This is a genomic window from Streptomyces termitum, assembly GCF_014650175.1.
In the GTDB taxonomy this organism is placed as follows: domain Bacteria; phylum Actinomycetota; class Actinomycetes; order Streptomycetales; family Streptomycetaceae; genus Streptomyces; species Streptomyces termitum.
In genome coordinates, this window is record NZ_BMUL01000002.1 from 538,923 (window position 1) to 564,154 (window position 25,232).

General features: G+C 72.6%; 30 protein-coding genes, 1 tRNA gene and 2 riboswitches. Of the genes, 10 read left to right on the top strand and 21 right to left on the bottom strand.

The features are described 5' to 3' along the window. Positions 1-9: 9 nt before the first annotated feature. Together IE219_RS05680 and IE219_RS05685 are read right to left on the bottom strand one after the other, a co-directional pair. A complete protein-coding gene (locus IE219_RS05680) occupies positions 10-978 on the bottom strand; it encodes an ABC transporter permease (protein WP_373298769.1) in 969 nt (322 codons plus the stop codon). Next, on the bottom strand, positions 971-1,774 hold the full coding sequence (locus IE219_RS05685; RefSeq protein ID WP_189975519.1) for an ABC transporter permease: 804 nt from the start codon (positions 1,772-1,774) through the stop codon (positions 971-973). Before IE219_RS05685 ends, IE219_RS05680 begins: the two co-directional genes overlap by 8 nt. A gap of 183 nt (positions 1,775-1,957) precedes the next feature. On the opposite strand from IE219_RS05685, the gene IE219_RS05690 reads away from it, so the two are divergent. Next, the gene (locus IE219_RS05690) at positions 1,958-4,117 is read left to right on the top strand and encodes a transglycosylase domain-containing protein (protein ID WP_189975396.1); all 2,160 of its coding nucleotides are present in this window, start codon (positions 1,958-1,960) and stop codon (positions 4,115-4,117) included. 232 nt (positions 4,118-4,349) lie between these two features. Here the strand turns inward: IE219_RS05690 and IE219_RS05695 are convergent, their stop codons facing one another. The 3 genes from IE219_RS05695 to IE219_RS05705 form a co-directional block, all read right to left on the bottom strand. Continuing rightward, positions 4,350-4,670, bottom strand: coding sequence for a DMT family transporter (locus tag IE219_RS05695; RefSeq protein WP_150228377.1), 321 nt, complete (start codon positions 4,668-4,670; stop codon positions 4,350-4,352). Positions 4,671-4,699: 29 nt separating this feature from the next. Continuing rightward, a riboswitch (guanidine-III (ykkC-III) riboswitch) is annotated at positions 4,700-4,771 on the bottom strand. 49 nt (positions 4,772-4,820) lie between these two features. Then, positions 4,821-5,156 (bottom strand): GroES family chaperonin, encoded by a 336-nt coding sequence (locus tag IE219_RS05700; RefSeq protein WP_189975397.1) that lies wholly within the window; start codon positions 5,154-5,156, stop codon positions 4,821-4,823. A 23-nt stretch (positions 5,157-5,179) separates the two neighbouring features. After that, entirely contained in the window at positions 5,180-5,500 is a 321-nt protein-coding gene (locus tag IE219_RS05705) for a DUF3618 domain-containing protein (protein WP_189975398.1), read from the bottom strand. Positions 5,501-5,626: 126 nt separating this feature from the next. On the opposite strand from IE219_RS05705, the gene bcp reads away from it, so the two are divergent. The 4 genes from bcp to IE219_RS05725 all read left to right on the top strand — a co-directional run bounded on the left by bcp (position 5,627) and on the right by IE219_RS05725 (position 7,602). Next, complete coding sequence (bcp, locus tag IE219_RS05710; RefSeq protein WP_189975399.1) at positions 5,627-6,094, top strand: thioredoxin-dependent thiol peroxidase; 468 nt, start codon at positions 5,627-5,629, stop codon at positions 6,092-6,094. 131 nt (positions 6,095-6,225) lie between these two features. Next, positions 6,226-6,867, top strand: a complete 642-nt coding sequence (locus IE219_RS05715; RefSeq protein WP_189975400.1) for an HNH endonuclease signature motif containing protein — start codon at positions 6,226-6,228, stop codon at positions 6,865-6,867. Next, a complete protein-coding gene (locus IE219_RS05720; RefSeq protein WP_229849599.1) occupies positions 6,864-7,517 on the top strand; it encodes an HNH endonuclease signature motif containing protein in 654 nt (217 codons plus the stop codon). Before IE219_RS05715 ends, IE219_RS05720 begins: the two co-directional genes overlap by 4 nt. Before the next feature lie 12 nt (positions 7,518-7,529). After that, positions 7,530-7,602, top strand: a tRNA-Leu gene (locus IE219_RS05725). A 52-nt stretch (positions 7,603-7,654) separates the two neighbouring features. On the opposite strand, the gene rdgB is transcribed toward IE219_RS05725, so the two are convergent. The 4 genes from rdgB to IE219_RS05745 all read right to left on the bottom strand — a co-directional run bounded on the left by rdgB (position 7,655) and on the right by IE219_RS05745 (position 9,987). Then, positions 7,655-8,263 carry an RdgB/HAM1 family non-canonical purine NTP pyrophosphatase gene (gene rdgB, locus IE219_RS05730; RefSeq protein ID WP_189975401.1) on the bottom strand — a complete coding sequence of 203 codons (609 nt, stop codon included), beginning with the start codon at positions 8,261-8,263 and terminating at the stop codon, positions 7,655-7,657. 8 nt (positions 8,264-8,271) lie between these two features. Further along, positions 8,272-8,658 carry a hypothetical protein gene (locus tag IE219_RS05735; protein WP_189975402.1) on the bottom strand — a complete coding sequence of 129 codons (387 nt, stop codon included), beginning with the start codon at positions 8,656-8,658 and terminating at the stop codon, positions 8,272-8,274. A 124-nt stretch (positions 8,659-8,782) separates the two neighbouring features. Beyond that, positions 8,783-9,514 (bottom strand): ribonuclease PH, encoded by a 732-nt coding sequence (gene rph, locus IE219_RS05740; protein ID WP_189975403.1) that lies wholly within the window; start codon positions 9,512-9,514, stop codon positions 8,783-8,785. Between the two features lie 239 nt (positions 9,515-9,753). Continuing rightward, a complete protein-coding gene (locus IE219_RS05745) occupies positions 9,754-9,987 on the bottom strand; it encodes a PTS sugar transporter subunit IIB (protein WP_189975404.1) in 234 nt (77 codons plus the stop codon). Between the two features lie 237 nt (positions 9,988-10,224). Between IE219_RS05745 and IE219_RS05750 the strand changes: the two genes are divergently transcribed. Both IE219_RS05750 and IE219_RS05755 read left to right on the top strand, forming a co-directional pair. Further along, the gene (locus IE219_RS05750; RefSeq protein ID WP_189975405.1) at positions 10,225-11,523 is read left to right on the top strand and encodes a PTS transporter subunit EIIC; all 1,299 of its coding nucleotides are present in this window, start codon (positions 10,225-10,227) and stop codon (positions 11,521-11,523) included. Between the two features lie 297 nt (positions 11,524-11,820). Next, positions 11,821-13,074 carry a PTS transporter subunit EIIC gene (locus IE219_RS05755; RefSeq protein WP_189975406.1) on the top strand — a complete coding sequence of 418 codons (1,254 nt, stop codon included), beginning with the start codon at positions 11,821-11,823 and terminating at the stop codon, positions 13,072-13,074. A 96-nt stretch (positions 13,075-13,170) separates the two neighbouring features. Here the strand turns inward: IE219_RS05755 and IE219_RS05760 are convergent, their stop codons facing one another. After that, positions 13,171-13,923, bottom strand: coding sequence for an MBL fold metallo-hydrolase (locus IE219_RS05760; RefSeq protein WP_189975407.1), 753 nt, complete (start codon positions 13,921-13,923; stop codon positions 13,171-13,173). Positions 13,924-14,129: 206 nt separating this feature from the next. Between IE219_RS05760 and IE219_RS05765 the strand changes: the two genes are divergently transcribed. Further along, positions 14,130-14,612 carry a type II toxin-antitoxin system PemK/MazF family toxin gene (locus IE219_RS05765; protein ID WP_189975408.1) on the top strand — a complete coding sequence of 161 codons (483 nt, stop codon included), beginning with the start codon at positions 14,130-14,132 and terminating at the stop codon, positions 14,610-14,612. A gap of 285 nt (positions 14,613-14,897) precedes the next feature. Here IE219_RS05765 and IE219_RS05770 read toward each other — a convergent pair whose 3' ends face one another. From IE219_RS05770 to clpS, 10 genes are all read right to left on the bottom strand, one after another. Further along, positions 14,898-15,848, bottom strand: a complete 951-nt coding sequence (locus tag IE219_RS05770; protein WP_189975409.1) for a PLP-dependent cysteine synthase family protein — start codon at positions 15,846-15,848, stop codon at positions 14,898-14,900. 14 nt (positions 15,849-15,862) lie between these two features. Then, the gene (locus IE219_RS05775; protein ID WP_189975410.1) at positions 15,863-16,141 is read right to left on the bottom strand and encodes a MoaD/ThiS family protein; all 279 of its coding nucleotides are present in this window, start codon (positions 16,139-16,141) and stop codon (positions 15,863-15,865) included. Positions 16,142-16,234: 93 nt separating this feature from the next. Beyond that, a complete protein-coding gene (locus tag IE219_RS32520; protein ID WP_356727804.1) occupies positions 16,235-16,351 on the bottom strand; it encodes a putative leader peptide in 117 nt (38 codons plus the stop codon). Between the two features lie 44 nt (positions 16,352-16,395). After that, complete coding sequence (locus IE219_RS05780; protein WP_373298777.1) at positions 16,396-17,232, bottom strand: ABC transporter ATP-binding protein; 837 nt, start codon at positions 17,230-17,232, stop codon at positions 16,396-16,398. Next, the gene (locus IE219_RS05785; RefSeq protein WP_229849600.1) at positions 17,193-18,416 is read right to left on the bottom strand and encodes a FecCD family ABC transporter permease; all 1,224 of its coding nucleotides are present in this window, start codon (positions 18,414-18,416) and stop codon (positions 17,193-17,195) included. Before IE219_RS05785 ends, IE219_RS05780 begins: the two co-directional genes overlap by 40 nt. Next, complete coding sequence (locus tag IE219_RS05790) at positions 18,413-19,387, bottom strand: ABC transporter substrate-binding protein (protein WP_189975412.1); 975 nt, start codon at positions 19,385-19,387, stop codon at positions 18,413-18,415. Before IE219_RS05790 ends, IE219_RS05785 begins: the two co-directional genes overlap by 4 nt. A gap of 58 nt (positions 19,388-19,445) precedes the next feature. After that, positions 19,446-19,519, bottom strand: a riboswitch (cobalamin riboswitch). 31 nt (positions 19,520-19,550) lie between these two features. Beyond that, positions 19,551-19,976, bottom strand: a complete 426-nt coding sequence (locus IE219_RS05795; protein ID WP_189975413.1) for a M67 family metallopeptidase — start codon at positions 19,974-19,976, stop codon at positions 19,551-19,553. Between the two features lie 76 nt (positions 19,977-20,052). Next, positions 20,053-21,480, bottom strand: coding sequence for an amino acid permease (locus tag IE219_RS05800; RefSeq protein WP_189975414.1), 1,428 nt, complete (start codon positions 21,478-21,480; stop codon positions 20,053-20,055). Between the two features lie 296 nt (positions 21,481-21,776). After that, positions 21,777-22,358 carry a DUF2017 domain-containing protein gene (locus IE219_RS05805; protein WP_189975415.1) on the bottom strand — a complete coding sequence of 194 codons (582 nt, stop codon included), beginning with the start codon at positions 22,356-22,358 and terminating at the stop codon, positions 21,777-21,779. Then, complete coding sequence (clpS, locus tag IE219_RS05810) at positions 22,358-22,672, bottom strand: ATP-dependent Clp protease adapter ClpS (protein WP_189975416.1); 315 nt, start codon at positions 22,670-22,672, stop codon at positions 22,358-22,360. The genes IE219_RS05805 and clpS overlap by 1 nt, the downstream gene beginning before the upstream one ends. Positions 22,673-22,763: 91 nt before the next feature. Here clpS and IE219_RS05815 point away from each other — a divergent pair, with 91 nt between their 5' ends. Further along, entirely contained in the window at positions 22,764-24,092 is a 1,329-nt protein-coding gene (locus IE219_RS05815; protein ID WP_189975417.1) for a nicotinate phosphoribosyltransferase, read from the top strand. 104 nt (positions 24,093-24,196) lie between these two features. After that, positions 24,197-24,796 (top strand): isochorismatase family protein, encoded by a 600-nt coding sequence (locus tag IE219_RS05820; RefSeq protein ID WP_189975418.1) that lies wholly within the window; start codon positions 24,197-24,199, stop codon positions 24,794-24,796. A 19-nt stretch (positions 24,797-24,815) separates the two neighbouring features. Here IE219_RS05820 and IE219_RS05825 read toward each other — a convergent pair whose 3' ends face one another. Then, entirely contained in the window at positions 24,816-25,127 is a 312-nt protein-coding gene (locus IE219_RS05825) for a hypothetical protein (protein ID WP_189975419.1), read from the bottom strand. Positions 25,128-25,232 lie beyond the last annotated feature (105 nt).

Sequence of the window (25,232 nt, forward strand, 5' to 3'; positions counted from 1 at the left end):
GGCCGGGCCTCAGCTTCCTGTCGAGCGGTACGAGCGGACGCCCGCGCGCCAGGCCAGGGCGGCGATCCCGCAGCAGGCCAGGGCGACGAGCGGGGGTGCGAAGGCGGCCCAGGCGGGCACGCCGGGCGGGGCGGGGCGGTCGAGCAGGTAGAGGGCGGGGAGCCAGTTCACGAAGGCGAGCGGGATCACGTACACCACGCCCCGGACGAGGTCCTGCGCGAAGACGGTCGGCGGGTACTGGAGGAGGGTGTTGCCGCCGTAGGTGAAGGCGTTGGTGACCTCGGCCGCGTCCTGGAGCCAGAAGAGGGCGGACGCGCCCAGCACCATCACCGCGCTGAAGATCACCGCGCCGCAGAGGACCGCGCCCGGCACCATCAGGACCTTCAGCGGCGTCCAGGCCACCTCCCCGCGCAGCAGCACCAGGCTCCACACCAGGACCATCAGCCCCTGGAGGACCCGGCCGAGCCGGCGGAGCGCGAACTTGTCCGCCGCGACCTGCGCGATCAGCGGCGCCGGGCGCAGCAGGAAGCCGTCGAGGGAGCCGTCCCGGATGCGGCGGCCCATCCGCTGGAGCGAGCCCATCGTCAGGTCGGCGATGCCGAAGGCGGTGCCGGTGAGGCCGTAGAGGAGGGCGATCTCGGCGAACGCGAACCCGCCCAGCCCCCTGACCTGCCCGAACATCAGCAGGATGACGACGAAGTCGAAGAAGGTGACGCAGAAGGAGGTGACGAGGGTCAGCACGAAGGAGGCCCGGTAGGCCATCGTGGAGCGGATCCACATGCCGGCGACCATGCGGTACGCGCGCCACGCGTCGGCCGCCGCCCCCGGCGGCCCCGGAGGCCGTACGCCCTCCGGGAGACCGGCGGACGCCGGAGCCCGTACGGCTTCCAGCGGGCCGGCGGAGATCGGAGCCCGTACGTCCTCCGGACCAGGAGTCCGTACGTCCTCCGGGGCCGGTTCGAAGGTCCGGTCAGCCACCCTGGACCACCACCTTCCGGGTCGCCGCGTGCTGGGCCGCGCGGCCCGCCGCCAGCAGCAGGACGAGCCAGGCGGCCTGGAAGCCGTAGGCCCGCAGGAGGCCCCAGCCGGTGCCGTACCGGCCGAGGTAGACGTCGGCGGGGACCTGGAGGAGGGCCGCCCACGGCAGGGCGCGGGCGACCTCGCCGAGCGTGCCGGGGAAGACGTTCAGGGGCAGCAGCATCCCGGAGAAGAACAGGCCGGTCAGCCAGGCGGCCTGGACCACGCCCTGCCCGTCGAGGAGCCAGAAGGCGCTCATCGCGACCAGGTACCAGAGCGCGAAGCCGACGAGGGAGCCGAGGGCCACCGCGAGGAGGAAGGCGGCCCAGCCGGCCGGGCCGTCGGGGAGGGTGAAGCCGAAGGCGAGCGAGCCGATGAGCAGCGGGCCCGCGCCGCGGCCGAGGAGCTGGTAGGCGCACCGGCCGGCGTTGGCGGCGCACCACCAGCCCTGGAGGTCGGCGGGGCGGTAGAGGTCGACGGCGATGTCGCCGGTCCTGATGCGCTCGATCAGTTCGTCCTCGAAGCCGCCGCCCATGAGGCCGCAGACGGTGAGGAGGGCCTGGCCGATCCAGACGTAGGCGAGGGCGTCGTCGGTGGAGTAGCCGCCGAGCCGGGGCCGTTCGGCCCACAGGGCGATGTAGGTGTACGAGTAGACGAAGCCGAAGACCGTGTTGGTGAAGAGGCCCGCCAGCGTCGCCACCCGGTAGGTGGCGTACCGCCGGAAGCCGCCCGCGGCCACGGTGGCGTACAGCCGCAGCATGAAGCGTCCCTTCCGGAAGGGTGGGGAGGAGGAGAGGAGAGGGGGGAGGGGAAACAGGGCGAAGCGCACGACCCTAGTGGTCGCCGGAGCGCCGCCGCGAGCGGTTTTCCCGACGGATTACCCGTCAGCCACCCTCCGCCTTCGGGAGTTTCGCCCCATTTGTGTGCACTATGTGGTGCCATGTCCCCTTCCTCGCGTTCCGTCTCCGCCGCCGCCCCGCCCCCCGATCCGGACGCGGATCCGGCCTGGGAACCGAGGGACCCCACCCTCCCGTCCCCCCGCCACCGGGCCCGGCCGCCCCGCAGGTCCCTCCCCCGCCGCCTGCTGCGCGCCCTCCTCGGGCTGCTCCTGCTCGGCGCCCTGCTGGCCGCCGGCGCCCTCACCGCCGGCTACCTGCTCATCGACATCCCGGCCGCCAACGCCGCCGCCGTCGCCCAGTCCAACCTCTACCTGTACCGCGACGGCACCGTCCTCGCCCGCGACGGCGACGTCAACCGCGAGAACGTCCGCCTCGACCGGATCCCCCTCACCGTCCGGCAGGCCGTCCTCGCCGCCGAGGACCGCGACTTCCACACCTCCCGCGCCGTCGACCCCAAGGCCATGGTCCGCGCCGCCTGGAACACCCTCACCGGCAAGGGCCGCCAGTCCGGCTCCACCATCACCCAGCAGTACGTGAAGAACTACTACCTGGGCCAGGAGCAGACCCTCACCCGCAAGGCCCGGGAGTTCGTCATCGCGATCAAGCTGGAGCGCGAGCGCAGCAAGGACGAGATCCTCCAGGGCTACCTGAACACCAGCTACTTCGGCCGCGGCGCCTACGGCCTCCAGGCCGCCGCCCACGCCTACTACGGCAAGGGCGTCGAGGAACTCGGCACCGCCGAGGGCGCCTACCTCGCCGCCCTCCTCAAGGCCCCCAGCGCCTACGACGTCACCACCCGCCCGGAGAACCGGCCCGCCGTCCTCGCCCGCTGGGGCTACGTCCTCGACGGCATGGTCACCGAGGGCTGGCTGACCGCCGCCGAACGCGCCGCCCTCCGCTTCCCCGACCCGCGGCCCGCCCGCTCCTCCGCCGGCCTCTCCGGCCAGCGCGGCTACCTCGTCCAGGCCGCCCGGGAGTACCTGACCGGCCGCCGGATCGTCGACGAGAAGACCCTCGCCGCCGGCGGCCTGCGCATCGTCACCACCATCGATCCGGCCCGGCAGGACGCCCTCGTCCGGGCCGTCGAGGACCGCGTCACCCACCGCCTCGACCCGGCCGCCCACCCGGCCGACCGGTACGTGCGGGCCGGGGCCGTCGCCGTCGAGCCCGCCACCGGCCGGGTCGTCGCCCTCTACGGCGGCGTCGGCTACACCGAGCAGTACGTCAACAACGCCACCCGCCGCGACTACCAGGTCGGCTCCACCTTCAAGCCCTTCGTCTTCACCGCCGCCGTGCAGGGCGGCGCCCGCACCCAGTACGGCGAGCCGATCACCCCGTACACGCTCTACGACGGCACCGACCGGCGGCCCGTCCAGGGCTGGCCCGGCGCCCCCTACGACCCCGCCAACGAGGACGGCGAGAGCTACGGCGAGATCCCGGTCGGCGCCGCCACCGGCCTCTCCGTCAACGCCGTCTACGCCCAGATGGCCGTCGACGTCGGACCCGCCCGGGTGCGCCGCACCGCCGTCGCCCTCGGCCTGCCCGCCGCCACCCCCGACCTCACCGCCTCCCCGTCCATCGCGCTCGGCCCGGCCACCGCCAGCGTCCTCGACATGGCACGGGCCTACGCCACGCTCGCCGCGCACGGCCGGCGCGGCGAGCAGACCCTCGTCAGCTCCGTCACCCGCGACGGCGAACCCCTCGCGCTGCCCGCCGCGGGCCTCCGGCGGACCGTCGGCCGGGAGGCCGCCGACACCACCACCGCCGTGCTGCGCGGTGTCGTCGAGAGCGGTACGGGCACGGCCGCGCAGGCCGCCGGACGCCCGGCGGCCGGCAAGACCGGCACCGCCGAGGACGACAAGGCCGCCTGGTTCGCCGGCTACACCCCCGAACTGGCCACCGTGGTCGCCCTGATGGGCCAGGACCCGGAGACCGGTCGGCAGGAGCCGCTGTACGGGGCGCTCGGCCTCCCCCGGATCAACGGCGGCGGCCCGCCGGCCGAGATCTGGGCCCGCTTCACCCGCGAGGCGCTGGCCGGCCGCCCGGCCCGCGACTTCGACCTGCGGCTCATGCCCGGCGCCGAACTCCCCGCCGTGCCGCCCGTCCCCGACGGCCCCCGGGAAGGGGCGTACGAGACGGGCGAGGCGGGCCCGGGAGCGGCCCGCCGCCCGGCCACCCGGCGACCGGCACCCCGCCGTTAGGCCGGACGGGGGAACGGGGCGCCGTGCGGCCCCCGGACCTGTCCGGCGGAGCTTCGCGGGACGGGCCCTAGGCCGTGTCCGGCGGATCTTCGTGGATCAGCCCGCGGCGTCCGGTGCGTTCTCTCGGCGTGCGCCCGGGTCGCCCTCGTACTGGACGTACTCGGGCGATCCGGGCGTGCGGCGAGAGGACGTGCCAGGCGTCGCGGGCCCGCGAAGATCCGCCGGACACGGCCTAGTGGCCGGAGGTCGCCTTCAGGCCGACGACCGCCACCAGCAGCAGGCAGACGAAGAAGATCCGGGCGGCGGTCGCCGGTTCGCCGAGGACCACCATGCCGAGCACCGCCGCACCGGCCGCGCCGATGCCGACCCAGACGCCGTAGGCGGTGCCGATCGGGAGGGTCTTGGCGGCCTGCGACAGCAGGACCATGGAGGCGACGATGCCGGCCGCGGTGAAGACGCTGGGCCAGAGACGGGTGAAGCCCTCGGTGTACTTCATCCCGATCGACCAGCCGACTTCGAGCAGACCGGCGACGACGAGAAGGACCCAGGCCATGACGAGACACCTCCGGGAGACGGAACAGGGGTGCGTCGTCTTGTCCGGACCCGGTACGGCGCGTCTCGTCGGGGTGGTTCCAGGCTAGCAAAGAACGCGCCGAGGCCCCGGTGACAAGGGTCACCGGGGCCTTCGCGCGCTCGCGGGCGACTACAGGTAGAGGCCGGTCGAGTCCGAGGTCTGGAACCGGTCGGCGGCCACCGCGTGCAGGTCGCGCTCCCGCATCAGGACGTAGGCGACGCCCCGCACCTCGACCTCGGCACGGTCCTCGGGGTCGTACAGGACCCGGTCGCCGATCTCCACGGTCCGGACGTTCTGCCCGACCGCGACGACCTCGGCCCAGGAGAGGCGCCGGCCGACGGCGGCCGTCGCCGGGATCAGGATCCCGCCGCCGGAGCGCCGCTCCCCCTCCGGGCTGTCGGTGCGGACCAGGACCCGGTCGTGGAGCATCCGGATGGGCAGCTTGTCGTGGGTGTTCTCGCTCACGGGAGTGAACCTACCGGCCGGTCTCAGCCCTTCTTCTTCCGGGAGGAGCTCACCAGCAGCCCGACGAGCGCGACGGCCACCACGGCGACCGGGACCACGCGCTCCAGGCGCGGGGCGCCGTCCTCGTGGGTGAAACGCGCCTTCACGTCGGAGACGACCCGGTTGACGGCGACGAACGCCCGCCCGGCGGTCTCGTCGACGCTCGATGCGACCTTGGCCTTCGCGTCTCCGATGATCGTCTTCGGGTGCATCCGAATGCCGATCTCGTCGAGCGTGACGGCGAGCTGCTCGCGCCGGCGGACGATGTCCGCCTCGATCTGCGCAGGGGTCCTGGCGTCCGACACCGCGCTGCCTCCGTAGTCGTGTTCCGGTCGTAGACGGACAGTCTGTCAGCTCGGCGGCCCCGGGGCCTTCCCCGACCCCCATTAGGCTCTCATCGAGTACGCGCACATCCCCGAGGAGAGCGATCCATGAGCGAGCGACTGCAGCCCGGCGACACCGCCCCCGCCTTCACCCTGCCCGACGCGGACGGCAACGAGGTCTCGCTCGCGGACCACCGGGGCCGCAAGGTCATCGTCTACTTCTACCCGGCGGCCCTCACCCCCGGCTGCACCAAGCAGGCGTGCGACTTCACCGACAACCTCGACGTGCTGGCCGCCGCCGGCTACGACGTCATCGGCGTCTCCCCCGACAAGCCGGAGAAGCTCGCCAGGTTCCGCGAGAAGGAGAACCTCAGGGTCACCCTGGTCGGCGACCCGGAGAAGACCACCCTGGAGGCGTACGGCGCCTTCGGCGAGAAGAAGCTCTACGGCAAGGTCGTCACGGGCGTCATCCGCTCCACGGTCGTCGTCGACGAGGAGGGCAAGGTCGAGCACGCCTTCTACAACGTCAAGGCCACCGGCCACGTCGCCAAGATCATCCGGGACCTGGGGATCTGACCCCGCGCCCCGACGGGCCCGCACCCCTCCCCGGGAGTGCGGGCCCGTCCGCGTTCCGTACGCGGAACGGCGTAACCGTCCGATATCCGGTTCGTTGATCCGTACGAGATCCGCACGGGGGAGGGAATCGCATGGGGGCAGGTCCGTACACGAGGGAGCGCCTGGAGTCGGCGGCCCGGGGAGCGCACACACTGACGGAGGCGCTGGAGCGACTGGGCGCGGACCCGAGAAGCGGCTCGCGCCGCTACCTGCGCGCCCGCATGCGCGCACTGGGCGTGGACACCTCGCACTTCGAGCGGGAGGGGGTGCGATGGACCCGGGAGGTACTGGCGGAGGCGGTGGCGGGGTCGACGAACATGTGCGAGGTGCTGCGCCGGCTGGGGGTGGAGGTCGTGGGCGGGCAGCACACCCACATCAGCCGCCGGATCAGGGCGTACGGGATCGACACCTCGCACTTCCGCGCGCCGTCGCGGCGGGGCAGGCCCTGGCGCCCCCGGACGCCCGGAACCTTCCTCGTGCGGCAGACCGGTCCGCAGGCCCGGCGCGTGCCGAGCGACCGGCTCGCCTGGGCGATGACGGAGACCGGAATCCCGAAGGAGTGCGCGCGGTGCGGCAACGAGGGCGTCTGGCTCGGCCGCCCGCTCCGGCTGGAGATCGACCACATCGACGGTGACTGGCGCGACAACCGCATCGAGAACCTGCGGTTCCTCTGCCCGAACTGCCACTCGACGACGGACGGCTACCGGGGACGCGGAAAGGGGCGCGCCCGGTGAGGGAGGCAGTCCGCTACACCCGTGAGCGACTGGCCGAAGCCGCGTCGCGGTGCGCGGACGTCACCGAGGTCATGGTCTTCTTCGGAGTGGAGCCGCACGACGGACTGCGCCGCTACCTTCTGAAACGCTTCGCCCACTACGGCATCGACATCTCGCACTTCCCCCATCGCCGACGCGGCAGACAGCCTCCCCGCCCCACGGCGGAGGAACTGCGGGACGCGGTCGTGGGAGCGTCCTCGATCGCGGGTGCCCTGCGCCTCCTGAACAGGCCCGACGGCGGGCGGGGGCGTGCGCTGTTCCGGCGGTGGGTGACGGAGGACGGCCTGGACACCGCTCACTTCCTGGGCCGGGGCCGTCAGCGGGGCCGGACCGGACCGGTGAGGCCCGCCTCGGAGATCCTGGTCCGGCACGACGGCAGGCGCCGGACCCGGACGCGGCTGCTCCGGCGGGCGCTCCGCGACGCGGGCGTGCCCGAGGAGTGCGCGGGCTGCGGCGTCGGGCCGGAGTGGCTCGGACGGCCCATGACGCTGGAGGTCGACCACATCGACGGGGACTGGAGCGACGACCGGCTGGGGAACCTCCGGCTGCTGTGCCCCAACTGCCATGCGGTCACGGACACCTGGTGCAGAGGCGGACGGCGAGTAGAGTAGGACACCGTGTACGCGCCCGTACGCCAAGGGCTGAGCGGCGATCTTTAGGTGGTCGTGTCTGTCGGTTCGAATCCGACCGGGCGTACCCGCACGAACGGCTCGGCGCGGTCTCGCGCCGGGCCGTTCGCATGCCGGTCTCAGCCCAGCAGTTCCCGGATCACCGGGACCAGGGACCTGAAGGCCTTGCCGCGGTGGCTGATGGCGTTCTTCTGGGCCGGGGTCAGTTCGGCGCAGGTGACGGTGGAGCCGGTGGGCTGGAGGATCGGGTCGTAGCCGAAGCCGTGGGTGCCGACGGGGGTGTGGCGGAGGGTGCCCTCCAGGCGGCCCTCGACGACGCGTTCCGTGCCGTCGGGGAGGGCCAGGGCGGCGGCGCAGGCGAAGTGGGCGGCGCGGTGCTCGTCGGCGATGTCCCCGAGCTGGGCGAGGAGCAGGTCGAGGTTGGCCTTGTCGTCGCCGTGGGCGCCGGCCCAGCGGGCGGAGAAGATGCCGGGGGCGCCGCCCAGGACGTCGACGCAGAGGCCGGAGTCGTCGGCGACGGCGGGCAGGCCGGTCGCGCGGGCCAGGGCGTGGGCCTTGAGCAGGGCGTTCTCGGCGAAGGTGACGCCGGTCTCCTTGACGTCGGGGACGTCGGGGTACGCGTCCGCGCCGACGAGGTCGAGGTCGAGGCCCGCGTCGGCGAGGATCGCGTGGAGTTCGGTGATCTTGCCCGCGTTGCGGGTGGCGAGGATCAGTCGCGGTCGGGTCATGCCCCCGATTATCCCGGGGTGCAGACCTTGCCCACCTCGGCGGCGGCGTCCGTGATCGGGGTGATGTCGGGGGTGGCGTCGCCCGCCTTGACGGCGGCGCGGACCGAGTCGACGCCCTTGGAGAGGTCGTCGACCGCCTTGGAGAGGTCGGCGTTGCCAGTGGTGTCCTTGAGGTTGCCGAGCTCCGTGGAGATGGCGGTCAGGGACTCCTCGATCTGCGTGGCGTCGTTCGAGGCGTTGGAGACGGCCTGCTGGAGGTTGCTGACCGAGGTCGCTATCGCGTCGGCGGTCTTGACGCAGTCCATGGCCGTGTCGAGGGCTCCGCACCCCGTCAGGACGGTGGTGAGTGCGGCGGCCGTGGCGACGGCGAGGGCTGTGGTGCGGCGGCGCTTCACGTTTCGGGTCCTCCCCCGGGCTGTGTGTGGACGGGGCGCACGGTACGGCCGCGCGCCCCTTGCCGTAAAGGACGCGTCGGCCCGGGGGGAGAGTTCCTCCGCGGAGGGTTCCTCGGCGGAGGGATCAGAGGGTGGCTTCGAGGGCCTTGCGCTGGAGGTCGGCCAGGTCGGCGCAGCCGGCGGCGGCCAGGTCGAGGAGCGCGTTCAGTTCGGCACGGTCGAAGGGCTCGGCCTCGGCGGTGCCCTGGACCTCGACGAAGCGGCCGTCGCCGGTGCAGACGACGTTCATGTCGGTGTCGGCGCGGACGTCCTCCTCGTAGCAGAGGTCGAGGAGGGGGACGCCGCCGACGATGCCGACGGAGACGGCGGCGACGGTGCCGGTGAGGGGCTGCCGGCCGGCCTTGACGAGCTTCCTGCCCTGGGCCCAGGCGACGGCGTCGGCGAGGGCGACGTAGGCGCCGGTGATGGCGGCGGTGCGGGTGCCGCCGTCGGCCTGGAGGACGTCGCAGTCGAGGACGATGGTGTTCTCGCCGAGCGCCTTGTAGTCGATGACGGCACGCAGCGAGCGGCCGATGAGGCGGGAGATCTCGTGGGTCCGGCCGCCGATCTTGCCGCGGACGGATTCGCGGTCGCCCCGGCTGTTGGTGGCGCGCGGGAGCATGGCGTACTCACCGGTGACCCAGCCCTCGCCGCTGCCCTTGCGCCAGCGGGGGACGCCCTCGGTGACGGTGGCGGTGCAGAAGACCTTGGTGTCGCCGAAGGAGACGAGGACGGAGCCCTCGGCGTGCTTGCTCCAGCCGCGTTCGATGGTGACGGGGCGGAGCTGTTCGGGGGTACGGCCGTCGATGCGAGACATGGGAGGAGCGTAGCCGCGCGGACGGAGGGGACCGTACCGCCGCCCTGTCCGCACCGCGGTCCCGCGCGCGCCTCCGCCCCCCTCCTGTCCCAGCCGCCCCTCCCGTACCGACCGCACGGCCCGACCCACCTGTCCCGGCCGCACCGCCCGCCCCACCCGTCCTGCCGGTCCCGGACGCGAGGAAGGGCCCGTTCCCCTGCCGGAACGGGCCCTTCCTGTCGCTGACGGGTGTCAGCGGCTCACATCATGTCTTCGATCTCGGCGGCGATCGGGTCCGCGTCGGTGCCGATGACGACCTGGATCGCGGTGCCCATCTTCACGACGCCGTGGGCGCCGGCGGCCTTGAGCGCGGCCTCGTTGACGAGGGAGGCGTCACGCACCTCGGTGCGCAGGCGGGTGATGCAGCCCTCGACCTCTTCGATGTTGTCGAGGCCGCCGAGCCCGGCGACGATCTTCTCAGCCTTGCTGGCCATGTGTTTCTCCCTGTCCGTTCCGTTCGCGGGACACGCGAATCTCGGCGCACCGACGGTCCGCTTTGTCACGGTAACCCACGGTTGGCCCAACTTCGCGAGCGAGTGCCGCCGTTCTGTCGAATGATGACGATCACCGGCGGCCTGTCCTCAGCGGGCTCCCGGAGCCTACCGCAACTGGTCTACACCAGTCTGCAACGAAAAGCGGTCCCGGCTTGTTCCGGGTCAGGGAGGTCGCCGATGAGTACCGACAGCGCAGCACCCCGGTCGAGGAAGGTCTCCTGGGGAGGCTTCTTCCAGGGCCTGCAGAAGATGGGCCGGAGCCTCCAGCTGCCCATCGCCGTCCTCCCGGCCGCCGGCATCATCAACCGGCTCGGCCAGCCGGACGTCTTCGGCGCCGACGGCCTGGGCTGGGACAACGTCGCCAAGGTGATGTCCGGCGCGGGCGGCGCGCTGCTCGACGGCAGTCTCGGCCTGCCCCTGCTGTTCTGCATCGGTGTCGCCATCGGCATGGCGAAGAAGTCGGACGGCTCGACCGCGCTCGCCGCGGTGGTCGGCTTCCTCGTCTACTACACGGTGCTGCGCCAGTTCCCGAAGGACTGCCCGACCGGCACGAAGGACGTCGGCGGCGGCTGCCTCGGCGTCGACGACGCCTTCGCCGGGTACACGTACCAGAATCCGGGCGTCTTCGGCGGCATCATCATGGGCCTGCTCGCCGCCTACCTGTGGCAGCGCTACCACCGCACCAAGCTGGTCGACTGGCTGGGCTTCTTCAACGGCCGCCGGCTCGTCCCGATCATCATGGCCTTCGTCGGCATCCTCTTCGCCGCGCTCTGCCTGTGGATCTGGCCGCCGATCGGCGACGCGCTGGAGAGCTTCTCCGACTGGCTGGTCGGGCTGGGCGCCTGGGGGTCGGGCATCTTCGGCGTGGCCAACCGCGCGCTGCTGGTCATCGGCCTGCACCAGTTCCTGAACGTGCCCATCTGGTTCCAGTTCGGCTCGTACACCAAGCCGGACGGGACCACGGTCCACGGTGACATCAGCATGTTCCTGGCGGGCGACCCGAACGCCGGCCAGTTCACCACCGGCTTCTTCCCGATCATGATGTTCGCGCTGCCGGCGGCGGCGCTAGCGATCACCCACTGCGCGCGGCCGAACCGCCGCAAGGAGGTCGGCGGCCTGATGCTGTCGGTGGCGCTGACCTCGTTCGTCACCGGCATCACCGAGCCGCTGGAGTACTCGTTCCTCTTCATCGCGCCGGTGCTGTACGGCATCCACGCGGTGCTGACGGGCGTGTCGATGGCGGTCTCGTGGGCGCTGGGCGTGAAGGACGGCTTCAGCTTCTCGGCCGGTCTGATCGACTACCTGATCAACTGGAACCTGGCCACCAAGCCCTGGATGATCATTCCGATCGGCCTCTGCTTCGCGGTCGTCTACTACGTGATCTTCCGGTTCGCGATCACCAAGTTCAATCTGCCGACGCCGGGCCGCGAGCCCGAGGAGGTCCAGGAGGAGCTGGAGCGCGAGAACACGAAGTAGCGCGCGGCCCCCTGGTGACACCCCGCCAAAAGGTGTCCGTTTCAGGGCTTTCGGACCCCCGGTAAGCCCCCTTCAAGGCCCCTGGACCTCACGGTCCGGGGGCCTTTTGTCACGCCTTCATCACTATGCCGGGACGAGAAAAATTCGCAGGTTCCTTATCTAAGTCTCACGTGCTACAACTGGTCTACACCACTCATTGGTGTAGACCACGCGGTCCAGACCACCGCGTTCCACGAGACGCCGCCGTCGCCCCCTTTCACTGTCCTCTGGCGGCGCCTTGCCTACTGGAGGAAGTTGATGAGTACGGCCACCGCCCAGGCCGCCGCTCCCGCGAAGAAGCGCGGATCCGGCCTGTTCCAGGGCCTGCAGAAGGTCGGTCGCAGCCTGCAGCTGCCGATCGCCGTGCTGCCGGCCGCGGGCATCATGGTCCGGCTGGGTCAGCCGGACGTGTTCGGCGCCGACGGGCTCGGTTGGGACAAGGTCTCCGCCGTCTTCGGCAACGCGGGCGGCGCCATCACCGGCGCCCTCCCCCTGCTGTTCTGTGTCGGCGTCGCGATCGGCTTCGCCAAGAAGGCCGACGGCTCGACCGCGCTCGCCGCGGTCGTCGGCTTCCTCGTCTACAGCAAGGTCCTTCAGGCCTTCCCCGTCGTCGAGGCGAAGGTCCAGGCCGGCGAGGACATAGCCGCGAAGTACAACGACCCCGGTGTCCTCGGCGGCATCATCATGGGTCTGCTGGCCGCGGTGCTGTGGCAGAAGTACCACCGCACCAAGCTGGTCGACTGGCTCGGCTTCTTCAACGGCCGCCGCCTCGTCCCGATCATCATGGCCTTCGTCGGCCTGGTCGTGGGTGTCTTCTTCGGTCTCATCTGGGAGCCCATCGGCGACGGCATCTCCAGCTTCGGCGAGTGGATGACCGGCCTCGGCGCCGGCGGTGCCGCCCTCTTCGGCGGTGTGAACCGCGCGCTGATCCCGATCGGCATGCACCAGTTCGTCAACACCGTCGCCTGGTTCCAGCTCGGTGACTTCACCAACGCCGCCGGCGACGTCGTCAACGGCGACATCCCGCGCTTCCTGGCCGGTGACCCGTCGGCCGGCATGTTCCAGTCCGGCTTCTTCCCGATCATGATGTTCGGCCTCCCGGCCGCCGCCATCGCCATCGCGCACTGCGCCCGCCCCGAGCGCCGCAAGGTCGTCCTCGGCATGATGGTCTCGCTGGCCCTGACCTCGTTCGTCACCGGTGTGACCGAGCCGATCGAGTTCTCCTTCATGTTCATCGCGCCGATCCTGTACGTGCTCCACGCCGTGCTGACCGCGCTCTCCATGGCCGTCACCTGGGCGCTCGGCGTCCACGCGGGCTTCAACTTCTCGGCCGGTTTCATCGACTACGCCCTGAACTGGACCCACGCGACCAAGCCGTGGATGATCATCCCGATCGGTCTCGTCTTCGGAGCCATCTACTACGTGGTCTTCCGCTTCGCGATCACCAAGTTCAACCTTCCGACGCCGGGCCGCGAGTCCGACGAGGAGATCGAGGACCTCACCAAGGCGTGAGCCCCTCCCCCCGCAGCACGGCGAAGGCCCCGGAACCCCTCGGTTCCGGGGCCTTCGCCCTTTTCCGTACGTCGCGCGCTTCCCGCCGGGGCGGGCTCAGACCTCGTAGACCGCGCCCGCCCGGGCCAGTTCCGCCGGGCCGGTGTAGACCGCGCGGGCGTCCGCGAGGTTGCGCTCGCCGTCGGTCCACGGCGGGATGTGGGTGAGGACCAGCCGGCCCGCTCCGGCGCGGGCGGCGTGGGCGCCGGCCTCCCGGCCGTTGAGGTGCAGCTCCGGGATGTCCTCCTTGCCGTGGGTGAAGGACGCCTCGCACAGGAAGAGGTCCACCCCGTCGGCCAGATCGTGCAGCGCGTCGCAGACGCCGGTGTCGCCGGAGTAGGCGAGGGAACGGCCTTCGTGCTCGACCCGGATGCCGTACGCCTCCACCGGGTGGCAGACCTTCGCGGTGCGGAGGGTGAACGGGCCCAGCTCGAAGGAGTCCGTGGTCAGCGTGCGGAAGTCGAAGACCTCGCTCATCGAGGACGGCGACGGGGTGTCGGCGTACGCCGTGGTCAGCCGCTGCTCGGCGCCCTCGGGGGCGTAGACCGGGATAGCGTCGCACCGGCCGCCGTCGTGGCGGTAGTAGCGGGCGACGAAGTACCCGCACATGTCGATGCAGTGGTCGGCGTGGAGATGGCTGAGGAAGATCGCGTCGAGGTCGTAGAGACCGATGTGGCGCTGCAGCTCGCCGAGGGCGCCGTTGCCCATGTCGAGGAGCAGCCGGAAGCCGTCGGCCTCTACGAGGTAGCTCGAACAGGCCGATTCCGCGGACGGGAACGACCCCGAGCAGCCGACGACGGTGAGCTTCATGGGAGCGTGAACCTCCGTGGACGGGTGCGGGCGGGCACGCAGGGGGAGGGGGGAGGCCGTGCGGTCAGTCGAGCGTACGGGGCACCGGGGCGCCCCGCTCCTCCGTGGCGGCCGGTTGTGGGCGAACTCACGGGCTCTGTCACCGGTTCGGATGGACGGCGGCCCGGCGCGGCGCGGTGGCACCGGCGCCGGTAACGTCATGGGGTATGGACACGTCATGGTGGCCCGCGCTGGTCGCGGTCGTGGTGATCGCGCTGGTGATCGCGGTCGCCGGAGGGCGGCGGCGCCCGACCCGGCGTCCGGCGCCCGGACGGGCCCGCCCGCCGGTCCGCACCCGGCCGCCGGGCCGCCCGGAGGGGAAGCGTCCGGCCGGGGCGCGGACGCCGAGGGCGCGGGAGATCTGGTGGGCCGAGGTGCCCTTCGAGGACGGGCCCGGCTCCAAGGACCGGCCCTGCCTGGTGCTGTCGGTACGCGGGAACCGGGCGCTGGTCGCGAAGATCACCAGCAAGTACCACGACGAGCGGCCCGGCGTGATCGCGCTGCCGCCGGGGACGGTGGGCGACGCGCGGGGGCGGGCGAGCTTCCTGGAGACCGACGAGCTGCGCGAGGTGGCCGTCGCGGACTTCCGCCGCCGCGCGGGCGAGGCCGACCCGGCCCTGTGGGACCAGGTCCGCCACCTGGCCCGCTGACCCTTCCCCCGGCAGGGGCGGCCTTCCCCGGTGCGGGGGCTCCCCCGTGGACCGACCGCCCGGCCCGGAGGCGTACTCCCGCCGCCCGGGACGGAGACGTACCCCCTTCCCCCGGTGCGGGGGGCTTTCCCGTGGGACCGGGGTCCGCCCGGCCCGGGGGCGTGCTCCCGCCGCCCGGCCCGGGGGCGTGCCCCCGGCGCGAGTCACCCCGTGGGCCCGCCGTCCGGAGCCGGACGGTGGGTCAGGCGGGGGCCGGGCGGGGGACCGCCCGGCGCCGCTTCGGGGTCAGGCCCAGAGCTGGCCCTGGACCGCCGCGATGGCCTCTTCGGTGGTGGCGGCCGTGTAGAGGCCGGTCGAGAGGTACTTCCAGCCGCCGTCGGCGACGACGAAGGCGATGTCCGCGCTCTCCCCCGCCTTGACGGCCTTCCGGCCCATGCCGATGGCGGCGTGCAGGGCGGCTCCGGTGGAGACCCCGGCGAAGATGCCCTCCTGCTGGAGGAGGTCCCGGGTGCGGGTGACGGCGTCGGCCGAGCCCACCGAGAAGCGGGTGGTGAGGACGGAGGCGTCGTACAGCTCGGGGACGAAGCCCTCGTCGAGGTTGCGCAGCCCGTAGACGAGGTCGTCGTAGCGCGGCTCGGCGGCGACGATCTTCACGTCGGGCTTGTGCTCGCGCAGGTAGCGGCCGACGCCCATGAGGGTGCCGGTGGTGCCGAGGCCCGCCACGAAGTGGGTGATGGACGGGAGGTCCGCGAGGATCTCCGGGCCGGTGGTGGCGTAGTGGGCACCGGCGTTGTCCGGGTTGCCGTACTGGTAGAGCATCACCCAGTCCGGGTGCTGCTCGGCCAGTTCCTTGGCGACCCGGACGGCCGTGTTGGAGCCGCCCGCCGCCGGGGAGGAGATGATCTCCGCGCCCCACATGGCGAGCAGCTGCCGCCGCTCCTCGCTGGTGTTCTCGGGCATGACGCAGACGATGCGGTAGCCCTTGAGCTTGGCGGCCATGGCCAGCGAGATGCCGGTGTTGCCGCTGGTGGGCTCCAGGATGGTGCAGCCGGGGGTGAGCCGGCCGTCCTTCTCGGCCTGCTCGACCATGTGGAGCGCGGGGCGGTCCTTGACCGAGCCGGTCGGGTTGCGGTCCTCCAGCTTGGCCCAGATGCGGACCTCTTCGGAGGGCGAGAGCCTCGGGAGGCGGACGAGCGGCGTGTTGCCGACCGCCGCCAGCGGGGAGTCGTAACGCATGGGGGCGGGTCCGCTCAGACCATGCCGCCGGCCACGGCCGGCAGGATCGTGACGCTGTCGCCGTCGGAGAGCTTGGTCTCGATGCCCTCCAGGAAGCGGACGTCCTCGTCGTTCAGGTAGACGTTGACGAAGCGGCGGAGCTTGCCGCCGTCCACGATGCGGGCCTCGATCCCGGCGTGGCGGGTCTCCAGGTCGGCGAAGAGGTCGGCGAGGGTCGCGCCGCTGCCCTCGACGGCCTTCTCGCCGTCGGTGTAGGTGCGGAGGATGGTCGGGATGCGGACCTCGATGGCCATGGCGTGGGCTCCTGTCGGAAGTGGCGTGGTGGGCGCGCGGCGGAACCCCCGCGCGAGGGGGTGGTGCGTGGTGGCTGCGCTCGGCCGGTTCGCTCAGAGCCCAGCGCGGAAGGGACACATCGCGCTGGCGAGACGGCACAGATCGACGTGCAGGCGGCCTACGAGCAGGGCTGTGCTCGGAGTCTCTTCGCTCACGTCGTGGGAAACCATGGGCTCATCGTATCGATTCCCGGTCCGGGTTCCGGAATGTGATCTCACATGGTGGATGTTTTCTGACCGGGTACCGGACTCGGCAGGTAGAGGACGGTCGGGACGCCCGTCCGGGGATGCGGTGCGACCTCGGCGTCCACCCCGTAGACGGCCGAGATCAGGGCCGGGGTGAGGACCTCGGCGGGGGTGCCGCCGGTGACGACCCGGCCAGCCTCCAGGACGTAGATCCGGTCGCAGAAGGCGGCGGCGAGGTTGAGGTCGTGGAGGGCCAGGAGGCTGGTGGTGCCCAGGGTGCGGACCAGGGCGAGGACGTCGAGCTGGTGGCGGATGTCCAGGTGGTTGGTGGGCTCGTCGAGGACGAGGAGCTCGGGGCCCTGGACGAGGGCGCGGGCGACCAGGGCGCGGCGGCGCTCGCCGCCGGAGAGGGTGGGGCAGAGCCGGTCGGCGAGACCGCCGAGGCCGACCCGGTCGAGGGCCGCGTCGGCGCGGGCCAGGTCCTCGGCGGTGTCGCCCTCCCAGAAGCGCTTGTGCGGGGAGCGGCCGAGGGCGACCAGTTCGCGGACGGTGAGGTCCGGGTCGGGGTCGGGGTCCTGCGGGACGGTGGCGACCCGGCGGGCCCGGTCCCGGGGGGCCAGCCGGGCCAGGTCGGTGCCGTCGAGGAGGATCCGGCCGGAGGTGGCGGGCAGGGTGCCGTAGACGCAGCGCAGGAGGGTGGTCTTGCCGCTGCCGTTGGGGCCGATGAGGCCGACGGTCTCGCCGGGGCGGGCGGTGAGGTGGGCGCCGCGGAGCCGGTCGGCGTGGCCGAGGCCCTCGATGCTCAGGCCGGTGGCGCTCGGGCCGGTCACAGGGCGGCTCCTTCGGGGCGGCGGCGCATCAGCCAGAGGAAGAGGGGGCCGCCGGTGAGGGCGGTGAGGACGCCGACGGGGATGTCCTGCGGGGCGGCGAGGGTACGGGCCCCGAGGTCGGCGGCGACCAGGGCGACGGCCCCGCCGAGGGCGGCGACGGGCAGCAGCCGCCGGTGCGGGGCGCCGACGGCGAGCCGGGCGGCGTGCGGGGCCATCAGGCCGACGAAGCCGACGGCGCCGCTGGCGGCGACCATCACGGCGGTGACGAGGGAGGCGAGGACGAAGACGGCGGCGCGGAAGCGGCCGGTGTCCAGGCCGAGGGCGGTGGCGCCCTCGTCGCCGGTGAGCAGGAGGTCGAGGGGGCGGGCGAGGGCGAGCAGGACGCCGGTGCCGAGGAGGAGGACGGCGGCGGGCAGCGCGAGGGTGTCCCAGCGGGCCGAGCCGAGCCCGCCGAGGGACCAGTACAGGGCCTCCTGGAAGTGCTCGGGGCGGCCGGCGGTGACGAGGAGGAGGGTGGTGAGGGCGGACAGGATGTACGAGACGGCGACCCCGGCGAGGACGAGCCGGGGGCCGGTCATGGCGCCGCCGCGCCGGGCAAGCCCGTAGACGAGGGCGAGGGCGAGGAGGGAGCCGGCCAAGGCCCCGGCGGGCAGCGCGAGGGTGGTGGTGAGGCCGCCGCCGACGCCCAGGACGAGGACCAGGACGGCGCCGGTGGAGGCGCCGGAGGAGATGCCGAGGAGGAACGGGTCGGCGAGCCGGTTGCGCACCAGGGCCTGGAGGACGGCGCCGACGACGGCGAGCCCGGCGCCGACGACCGCGCCGAGCAGGACCCGGGGCAGCCGGACGTCGAGGACGATCGTGCGGTACGGGGAGGGCGCGGCCCGCCCGGTGAGGGCGGCGAGCACGTCGCCGGGCGGCACCCGGACGGAGCCGAGGGCGAGCGACCCGACGACGGCGGCGCCCAGCGCGACCAGCAGCCCGCCGACGACGAGCACGTACCGCAGGCGCCCGGCGACGGCCCGGCGGCGGGCCGGCCCGGCGGCGGCCGGCTCCCGGACCGGGGCGGATTCCTGGGCCGGGGCCGGTTCCCGGGCGGGGGCGGGTTCGTGTGCGGGGGGCGGCGCCGAGGCCGGTCCCCGGGCCGGGGCGGATTCCCGGGCGGAGGCCGGTTCGTGCGTCGGGGGCGGTCCCGAGGCCGGGCCCTGGGTCGGGGCCGTCATCGGGCGGGGGCCGGGTGGAGCTGGGCGGCCAGCTTGTCGACGGCGGCGGGGACGCGGACGCCGAGGACGGTGTCGGAGAGCGGGAGGACGGCGAAGCGGCGGTTCTTGATCGCGGGGACGTCGCGGAGCGCGGGGTCGTCGAGGAGGCGGCGCTTCTTCTGCTCGACGGTGGTGGAGCCGTAGTCGTAGATGAGGACGACCTCGGGCCGGCGGGCGACGACCTGCTCCCAGGAGGCGTCGCCGAAGGGCTTGTCGAGGTCGGCGAAGACGTTGCGGCCGCCCGCGCGGGCGATGAGGTCGTTGCCGATGCCCTTGCCGCCGGCGGTGAAGGCGGTCTTGTCGCCGCTGTCGTAGACGAAGACGGAGACGGGGGCGGTGCCCTTGAGCCGCCGCTCGGTGGCGGCGAGGCGGGCGCGGGCGTCGGCGGTCCAGGCCGCGGCCCGGTCGGGGACGCCGAAGGTGCGGCCGACCTCGGTGACCTCGCGGTAGAGGTCGTCGGCGGTGACGGGGCCGTCGGCGCAGTACTCGGTGTCGAGGCGGGTGCGGACGCCGGAGCGTTCGAGTCCGGCCCGGTCGCGGCCCGCGGTGGCGTCGAAGGCGGAGGTGTAGCCGCCGTAGACGAAGTCGGGGTCCGCGGCGAGCAGCGCCTCCTTGGAGGGGTACTCCTTCGCGAGGACGGGGACGGAGTCGTACGCCTCGCGGTAGGCGGGCAGCACGGCGTCGTCGAGGTAGGCGGTGCCGGCCAGGGACTTCTCCAGGCCGAGGGCGAGCGCGATCTCGGTGACGTGCTGGTTCATCGTCACGGCGCGCTTCGGCGGGGCCGTGAAGGTGGTGGTGACGCCGCAGTTGGTGACGGTGTACGGGAAGCCGGGGGCCGGCTTCGCGGTGTCCGGGGCGCTCGCGGGGGCGGCGCAGGCGGCGAGCAGCGGGAGCAGGGCGGCGGCGAGCGGCAGCCGGTGGCGCCAGGTCATGGCGGGGCCTCCTCCGGGGATTTCCACGTCCCCGATCGGTGGTGAGAAGGCGGCAGGTCAGTTCCTGGCTGACGGCCCCCTGGGGGGCCGGTCACAGTGGCGGGACCGCGCCGGGTTCGCACCGGCTTCCTGGGTCCTGCCGCCCTGGGCGGTCGCGGTCAGCCTACGCGTACGCCTCGACGACCTTCACGTCCTCCTCGGTGACGACGCCCTCGACGATCGTGTAGGAGCGGAACTGGAAGGGTCCCGCGGCGTCGGTGTCGGCGGTGGAGACGAGGACGTAGTGCGCGCCGGGCTCGTTGGCGTAGGTGATGTCGGTGCGGGAGGGGTACGCCTCGGTCGCCGTGTGCGAGTGGTAGATGATCACGGGTTCCTCGTCCCGGTCGTCCATCTCGCGGTAGAGCTTGAGGAGGTCGGCGGAGTCGAACTCGTAGAAGGTGGGCGAGCGGGCGGCGTTGAGCATGGGGACGAACCGCTCGGGGCGGCCCGAGCCGACCGGGCCCGCGACGACGCCGCAGGCCTCGTCGGGGTGGTCCGCACGGGCGTGTTCCACGATCCGGTCGTACAGGTCCCGGGTGATGGTCAGCATGCCGACAGGATATGCGGACGGGCGCCCCCGTACCGGATCGTGGTACGGAGGCGCCCGGATACTGGGACGCTCCTGGTCAGCGGTGCTTGGCGAAGGCGGCGCCCTCGGGGTCGCGGGCCTTGAGGACCAGGTAGGAGACGCCGAGGAGCAGGGCCCAGACGGGGGCGCAGTAGAGCGAGACCCTGGCCCCCTCGTCGAGGCCCATCATGACGATGACCATGCCGATGAAGCAGAGCGCGAACCAGCTGGTCCAGGGGGCGCCGGGGGTGCGGAAGGAGGACGGGGGCAGGATGCCGCGGTCGCACTTGGCGCGGTAGCGGATCTGGCAGACCAGGATCATGATCCAGGCCCACATGCCGGAGATGGTGGCGAAGGAGACGACGTACTCGAACGCCTTGCCGGGGGCGACGTAGTTGACCCAGACGCCGACCAGCATGAGGGCGGCGGAGAAGGTCAGGCCGACGAGCGGGGTGCCGCCGCGGGTGAGCCGGGTGAAGACCCTGGGCCCCTGGCCGTTGAGGGCGAGGTCGCGCAGCATCCGGCCGGTGGAGTACATGCCGGAGTTGCAGGAGGAGAGGGCGGCGGTGAGGACGACGAAGTTGACGATGGCGGCGCCCGCCTGGAGGCCCATCTTCTCGAAGGCGGCGACGAAGGGGGAGACGCCGGGCTGGAACTCGGTCCACGGGACGACCGACAGGATCATGACGAGGGCGCCGACGTAGAAGACGGCGATGCGCCACGGCACGGTGTTGATGGCCTTGGGCAGGACGGTCTTCGGGTCCTTGGACTCGCCCGCGGTGACGCCGACGAGTTCGACGGCGAGGAAGGCGAACATGACGATCTGGAGTGTCATGAGGGTGGAGCCGACGCCGTTGGGGAAGAAGCCGCCCTGGTTCCACAGGTGGGCGACGGTCGCGGTGTCGCCGGCGTCGGAGAAGCCGACGGTGAGGACTCCGGCGCAGATCAGGATCATGCCGACGATGGCGGTGACCTTGACCATGGAGAACCAGAACTCCAGCTCGCCGAAGAGCTTCACGGAGATGAGGTTGGCGCCGTAGAGGACGAAGGTGAAGACGAGGGCGGAGACCCACTGCGGGATGTTCCACCAGTACGTCATGTAGGTGGCGGCGGCGGTGACTTCGGTGATGCCGGTGACGACCCAGAACAGCCAGTAGGTCCAGCCGGTGACGAAGCCTGCGAAGGGGCCGACGAACTCGCGGGCGTACTCGGCGAAGGAGCCGGACACCGGGCGGTACATGAGCAGCTCGCCGAGGGCGCGCATGATGAAGAAGATGACGAGGCCGGCGATCGCGTAGGCGAGGACGAGACTGGGTCCGGCCTGGTGGATGGCCTTGCCGGCGCCGAGGAAGAGGCCGGTGCCGATGGCTCCGCCGATGGCGATCATCTGGATCTGCCGGGAGCCGAGGCCGCGCTGGTAGCCCTCGCCGCCGTCTCCGGTCCCGTCGGCCGGCTGGTGGTCCTTGTCGACCTGTGTCGAGGTCATGGTGGTGCGCCTTTCTCCATGATCCCCCCGGATGCGGATGGAGTGCCGCCGGCGGTCGGCCGGGCGTGGCGCCCTCGGGAACAGGGGTGGCGCCCCCGAGCGGTCGTGAAGATTTATCACGGGGTGGCCCATGATCAGGGGGAATCGGCGTGAGCTGAGTCACAGGAAAATAGGCATGAAAAGGATCCAAGACGACAGAACACGACGCTTGGATAACGTATTCGTTATGCGGATTTGAGCGTCCGCTGAGCGAACGGCGGGGTGGGGCGGCACCCCGCCCCGCCGGCCCGTACGCCTCAGGGCAGCAGGGTCTCCACGAGCGACTCCTGGAGCGCGCCCAGCCACAGGTAGGCCATCACCATGGGCTTGCGGGGGTCGGAGTCCGGCAGCCGGTAGAGCCGCTCGCTCTCCTCGTCCTCGGTGATCTCCAGCCGGGTGGCGATGGTCAGCCGCAGGTCGTTGAGGGTGCCCAGCCAGGCCCGGGACTCGTCCGGGGTCAGCTTCAGGAGCGCCGTCTCCTCGGGGTCGCCGGCCGCGAGCCCGTCCAGGGCGCGGACCACGGTGAGGGCGTCCTCGCGCTTGCGGGCGCGCAGGTCGTTCTCGGTGAAGCGGCGGAAGTCGGCCGCGGCGGAGCGCAGTTCCTCGGTGTCGTCCCCGTACGCGTCGGGGAAGAGGCGGCGCAGGGCCGGGTCGGAGGGCGGCTCGCTGGGGCCCTCGGCGAAGAGGGCGGCGAGCGGGTCGGCGTCCGGGTCCGGCTCGTCGCCGGGGCCGATCAGCTCCAGGAGCTGGACGGAGAGGGAGCGCAGGATGGAGACCTCGACGCCGTCGAGGTCCACGGCGGCGCCGCCGCCGGGGACCGGTTCGAAGTGGCCGGACATCAGCCGCGGTCCTGGGTGAGGGTGGCCCACAGTCCGTAGCCGTGCATCGCCTGCACGTCCCGTTCCATCTCCTCGCGGGTGCCGCTGGAGACGACCGCGCGGCCCTTGTTGTGCACGTCGAGCATCAGTTTGTGCGCCTTGTCCTTGGAGTAGCCGAAATACGCCTGGAAGACGTAGCTGACATAGCTCATCAGGTTCACCGGGTCGTTGTGCACGAGGGTGACCCAGGGGACGTCGGGCTCGACGACCGCGGAGACCTCCTCGGCCGACTCGGTCCGTTCGATCTCGATAGGCGCGATGCTCACTTGTCCCATGCTGCCACCCGGGCCCCCCTGTCGCACAAACGGACCACCTTCCGGCACCACTATTCGTCAGAGTGACGAATAGTGCGCTAGCATCGTCCCCATGAACGCTGCGGACCTTGGACTCCCGGTGGACGTGCCGTCGACCGCCCTCTTCACCGACCAGTACGAGCTGACCATGCTCCAGGCGGCCCTCCGGGCCGGCACCGCCGACCGGCGCTCCGTCTTCGAGGTCTTCACCCGGAGGCTGCCGGAGGGCCGGCGGTACGGCGCCCTCGCGGGCGTCGGCCGGGTCCTGGACGCCGTCGAGAACTTCCGCTTCGACCCCGCCGTCCTCGGCTTCCTGCGCGAGCGGGACATCGTCGACGGCCCCACCCTGGACTGGCTGGCGGGCTACCGCTTCTCCGGCGACATCTGGGGCTACCCCGAGGGGGAGGTGTACTTCCCCGGCTCCCCCGTCCTGCGCGTCGAGGGCTCCTTCGCGGAGTGCGTCCTGCTGGAGACGGTGATCCTCTCCATCCTCAACCACGACTCGGCCATCGCCGCCGCCGCCTCCCGCATGTCCGCCGCCGCCGGCGGACGCGGCCTGATCGAGATGGGTGCCCGCCGCACCCACGAGCTGGCCGCCGTCGCCGCCTCCCGCGCCGCCTACGTCGGCGGCTTCGACTCCACCTCCGACCTCGCCGCCGGCTTCCGCTACGGCATCCCGACCGTCGGCACCTCCGCCCACGCCTTCACCCTGCTGCACGACACCGAGCGGGACGCCTTCCGCGCCCAGATCGACAGCCTCGGCCGCGGCACCACCCTCCTCGTCGACACCTACGACGTCGCCGAGGCGGTCCGCGCCGCCGTCGAGATCGCCGGGCCCGAGCTCGGCGCCGTCCGCATCGACTCCGGCGACCTGCTCCTCGTCGCCCACCGCGTCCGCGCCCAGCTCGACGAGCTCGGCGCCCGCGACACGAAGATCGTGGTCACCTCCGACCTCGACGAGTACGCCATCGCCTCGCTGGCCGCCGCGCCGGTCGACGCGTACGGCGTCGGCACCCAGCTCGTCACCGGCAGCGGCCACCCCACCTGCTCCATGGTCTACAAGCTGGTCGCCCGCGCCGCCTCCGCCGACCCGAAGGCCCCGCTCGTCCCGGTGGCGAAGAAGTCGCTCGGCGGCAAGGCGTCCGTCGGCGGCCGCAAGTGGGCGGCCCGCCGCCGCGACGCCCAGGGCGTCGCCGAGGCCGAGGTCGTCGGCACCGGACCGGTGCCCGACGCGCTCGCCGCCGACCAGCTCCTCGTCGAGCTGGTCAAGGGCGGCGAGGTGGTCGCCCGGGAGCCCCTGGAGGCCGCCCGCGCCCGGCACATCGCGGCCCGCGCCGCACTGCCCGTCTCGGCGACCCAGCTCTCGCGCGGCGAGCCCGTGCTGCCCACCGAGTACGCCTGACCCCGGCGGACCGGGCCCACGGGGGCGCCCCCTCCCGCGCGGGAGGGGAAGTCCCTAGGCTCGGTCCCACCCCTTCCGCCCCCCGACCCCCGAGGACACCCGCCATGCACCGCGCACTGATCGTCGTGGACGTACAGAACGACTTCTGCGAGGGCGGCAGCCTCGCGGTGACCGGGGGCGCCGACGTCGCCGCCGCCATCACCGAGCTGGTCGGCGAGGCCGCCGGCGCCGCCTACCGGCACGTCGTCGCCACCCGCGACCACCATGTGGACCCCGGCGCCCACTTCGCCCCCGAGGGCGAGGCGCCCGACTACACCTCCTCCTGGCCCCGGCACTGCGTGGCCGGCACCGAGGGCGTCGGCTTCCACCCGAACTTCGCCCCCGCCGTCGCCGGCGGCGCGGTGCAGGCCGTCTTCGACAAGGGCGCGTACGCCGCCGCGTACAGCGGCTTCGAGGGCCGCGACGAGAACGGCGCGACGCTGGCCGGCTGGCTGCGCGAGCGGGACGTGACGGAGGTGGACGTGGTCGGCATCGCCACCGACCACTGCGTGCGGGCCACCGCCCTGGACGCGGCCCGCGAGGGCTTCCGCACCCGGGTCCTGCTGGACCTGACGGCGGGCGTGGCCGCCGCGACCACCGAGCGGGCCCTCTCGGAGCTCCGCGAGGCCGGCGTGGAGCTCACGGGCACCCCCGTGGTCGCCTGAGGCCCCTCCCCCGGGGCGGTCAGGCCGCCGGTGCCTTCGGCAGGGCGCGCGCGGAGCGCCACAGCTCCTGCGCGGCCCCCGGGGTGGACCGCCACAGCAGCCCGTCGGGATGGTGCAGGACGGCCGTGATCTCGTCCGGGGTGGGCGGCTCCGCGTTCCCCCGCAGGTAGACCGCGCGCAGACCGAGGTTCCGCAGCCTGGTCAGGGCGCGGGCCCGGTTGGCCGCGTGGACGAGGAAGCGCACGGTGGCGCCGTCCCCGGCCGGGCTGGGCAGCCCTATCGCGACCACCACACTGCCTCCCGGCAACTTGCAGAATCCTCCACCAGACATGCGAAAACGCTCCCCCGTGAGTGGACTGTCAATAAGGAACTGGTCAGAGGCACCTAAACACGATCGGCCGCCGCCCGCTAGGGGGCGACGGCCGATCATGCTTTG

Excerpts from the sequence above, each read along its gene's own strand:
- IE219_RS05690 (WP_189975396.1), top strand. The coding sequence starts at position 1,958 with ATGTCCCCTTCCTCGCGTTCCGTCTCCGCCGCCGCCCCGCCCCCCGAT.
- IE219_RS05695 (WP_150228377.1), bottom strand. The coding sequence starts at position 4,670 with ATGGCCTGGGTCCTTCTCGTCGTCGCCGGTCTGCTCGAAGTCGGCTGG.
- bcp (WP_189975399.1), top strand. The coding sequence starts at position 5,627 with ATGAGCGAGCGACTGCAGCCCGGCGACACCGCCCCCGCCTTCACCCTG.
- IE219_RS05715 (WP_189975400.1), top strand. The coding sequence starts at position 6,226 with ATGGGGGCAGGTCCGTACACGAGGGAGCGCCTGGAGTCGGCGGCCCGG.
- rdgB (WP_189975401.1), bottom strand. The coding sequence starts at position 8,263 with ATGACCCGACCGCGACTGATCCTCGCCACCCGCAACGCGGGCAAGATC.
- rph (WP_189975403.1), bottom strand. The coding sequence starts at position 9,514 with ATGTCTCGCATCGACGGCCGTACCCCCGAACAGCTCCGCCCCGTCACC.
- IE219_RS05745 (WP_189975404.1), bottom strand. The coding sequence starts at position 9,987 with ATGGCCAGCAAGGCTGAGAAGATCGTCGCCGGGCTCGGCGGCCTCGAC.
- IE219_RS05750 (WP_189975405.1), top strand. The coding sequence starts at position 10,225 with ATGAGTACCGACAGCGCAGCACCCCGGTCGAGGAAGGTCTCCTGGGGA.
- IE219_RS05755 (WP_189975406.1), top strand. The coding sequence starts at position 11,821 with ATGAGTACGGCCACCGCCCAGGCCGCCGCTCCCGCGAAGAAGCGCGGA.
- IE219_RS05760 (WP_189975407.1), bottom strand. The coding sequence starts at position 13,923 with ATGAAGCTCACCGTCGTCGGCTGCTCGGGGTCGTTCCCGTCCGCGGAA.
- IE219_RS05765 (WP_189975408.1), top strand. The coding sequence starts at position 14,130 with ATGGACACGTCATGGTGGCCCGCGCTGGTCGCGGTCGTGGTGATCGCG.
- IE219_RS05770 (WP_189975409.1), bottom strand. The coding sequence starts at position 15,848 with ATGCGTTACGACTCCCCGCTGGCGGCGGTCGGCAACACGCCGCTCGTC.
- IE219_RS05775 (WP_189975410.1), bottom strand. The coding sequence starts at position 16,141 with ATGGCCATCGAGGTCCGCATCCCGACCATCCTCCGCACCTACACCGAC.
- IE219_RS32520 (WP_356727804.1), bottom strand. The coding sequence starts at position 16,351 with ATGGTTTCCCACGACGTGAGCGAAGAGACTCCGAGCACAGCCCTGCTC.
- IE219_RS05785 (WP_229849600.1), bottom strand. The coding sequence starts at position 18,416 with ATGACGGCCCCGACCCAGGGCCCGGCCTCGGGACCGCCCCCGACGCAC.
- IE219_RS05790 (WP_189975412.1), bottom strand. The coding sequence starts at position 19,387 with ATGACCTGGCGCCACCGGCTGCCGCTCGCCGCCGCCCTGCTCCCGCTG.
- IE219_RS05795 (WP_189975413.1), bottom strand. The coding sequence starts at position 19,976 with ATGCTGACCATCACCCGGGACCTGTACGACCGGATCGTGGAACACGCC.
- IE219_RS05800 (WP_189975414.1), bottom strand. The coding sequence starts at position 21,480 with ATGACCTCGACACAGGTCGACAAGGACCACCAGCCGGCCGACGGGACC.
- IE219_RS05805 (WP_189975415.1), bottom strand. The coding sequence starts at position 22,358 with ATGTCCGGCCACTTCGAACCGGTCCCCGGCGGCGGCGCCGCCGTGGAC.
- clpS (WP_189975416.1), bottom strand. The coding sequence starts at position 22,672 with ATGGGACAAGTGAGCATCGCGCCTATCGAGATCGAACGGACCGAGTCG.
- IE219_RS05815 (WP_189975417.1), top strand. The coding sequence starts at position 22,764 with ATGAACGCTGCGGACCTTGGACTCCCGGTGGACGTGCCGTCGACCGCC.
- IE219_RS05820 (WP_189975418.1), top strand. The coding sequence starts at position 24,197 with ATGCACCGCGCACTGATCGTCGTGGACGTACAGAACGACTTCTGCGAG.
- IE219_RS05825 (WP_189975419.1), bottom strand. The coding sequence starts at position 25,127 with ATGTCTGGTGGAGGATTCTGCAAGTTGCCGGGAGGCAGTGTGGTGGTC.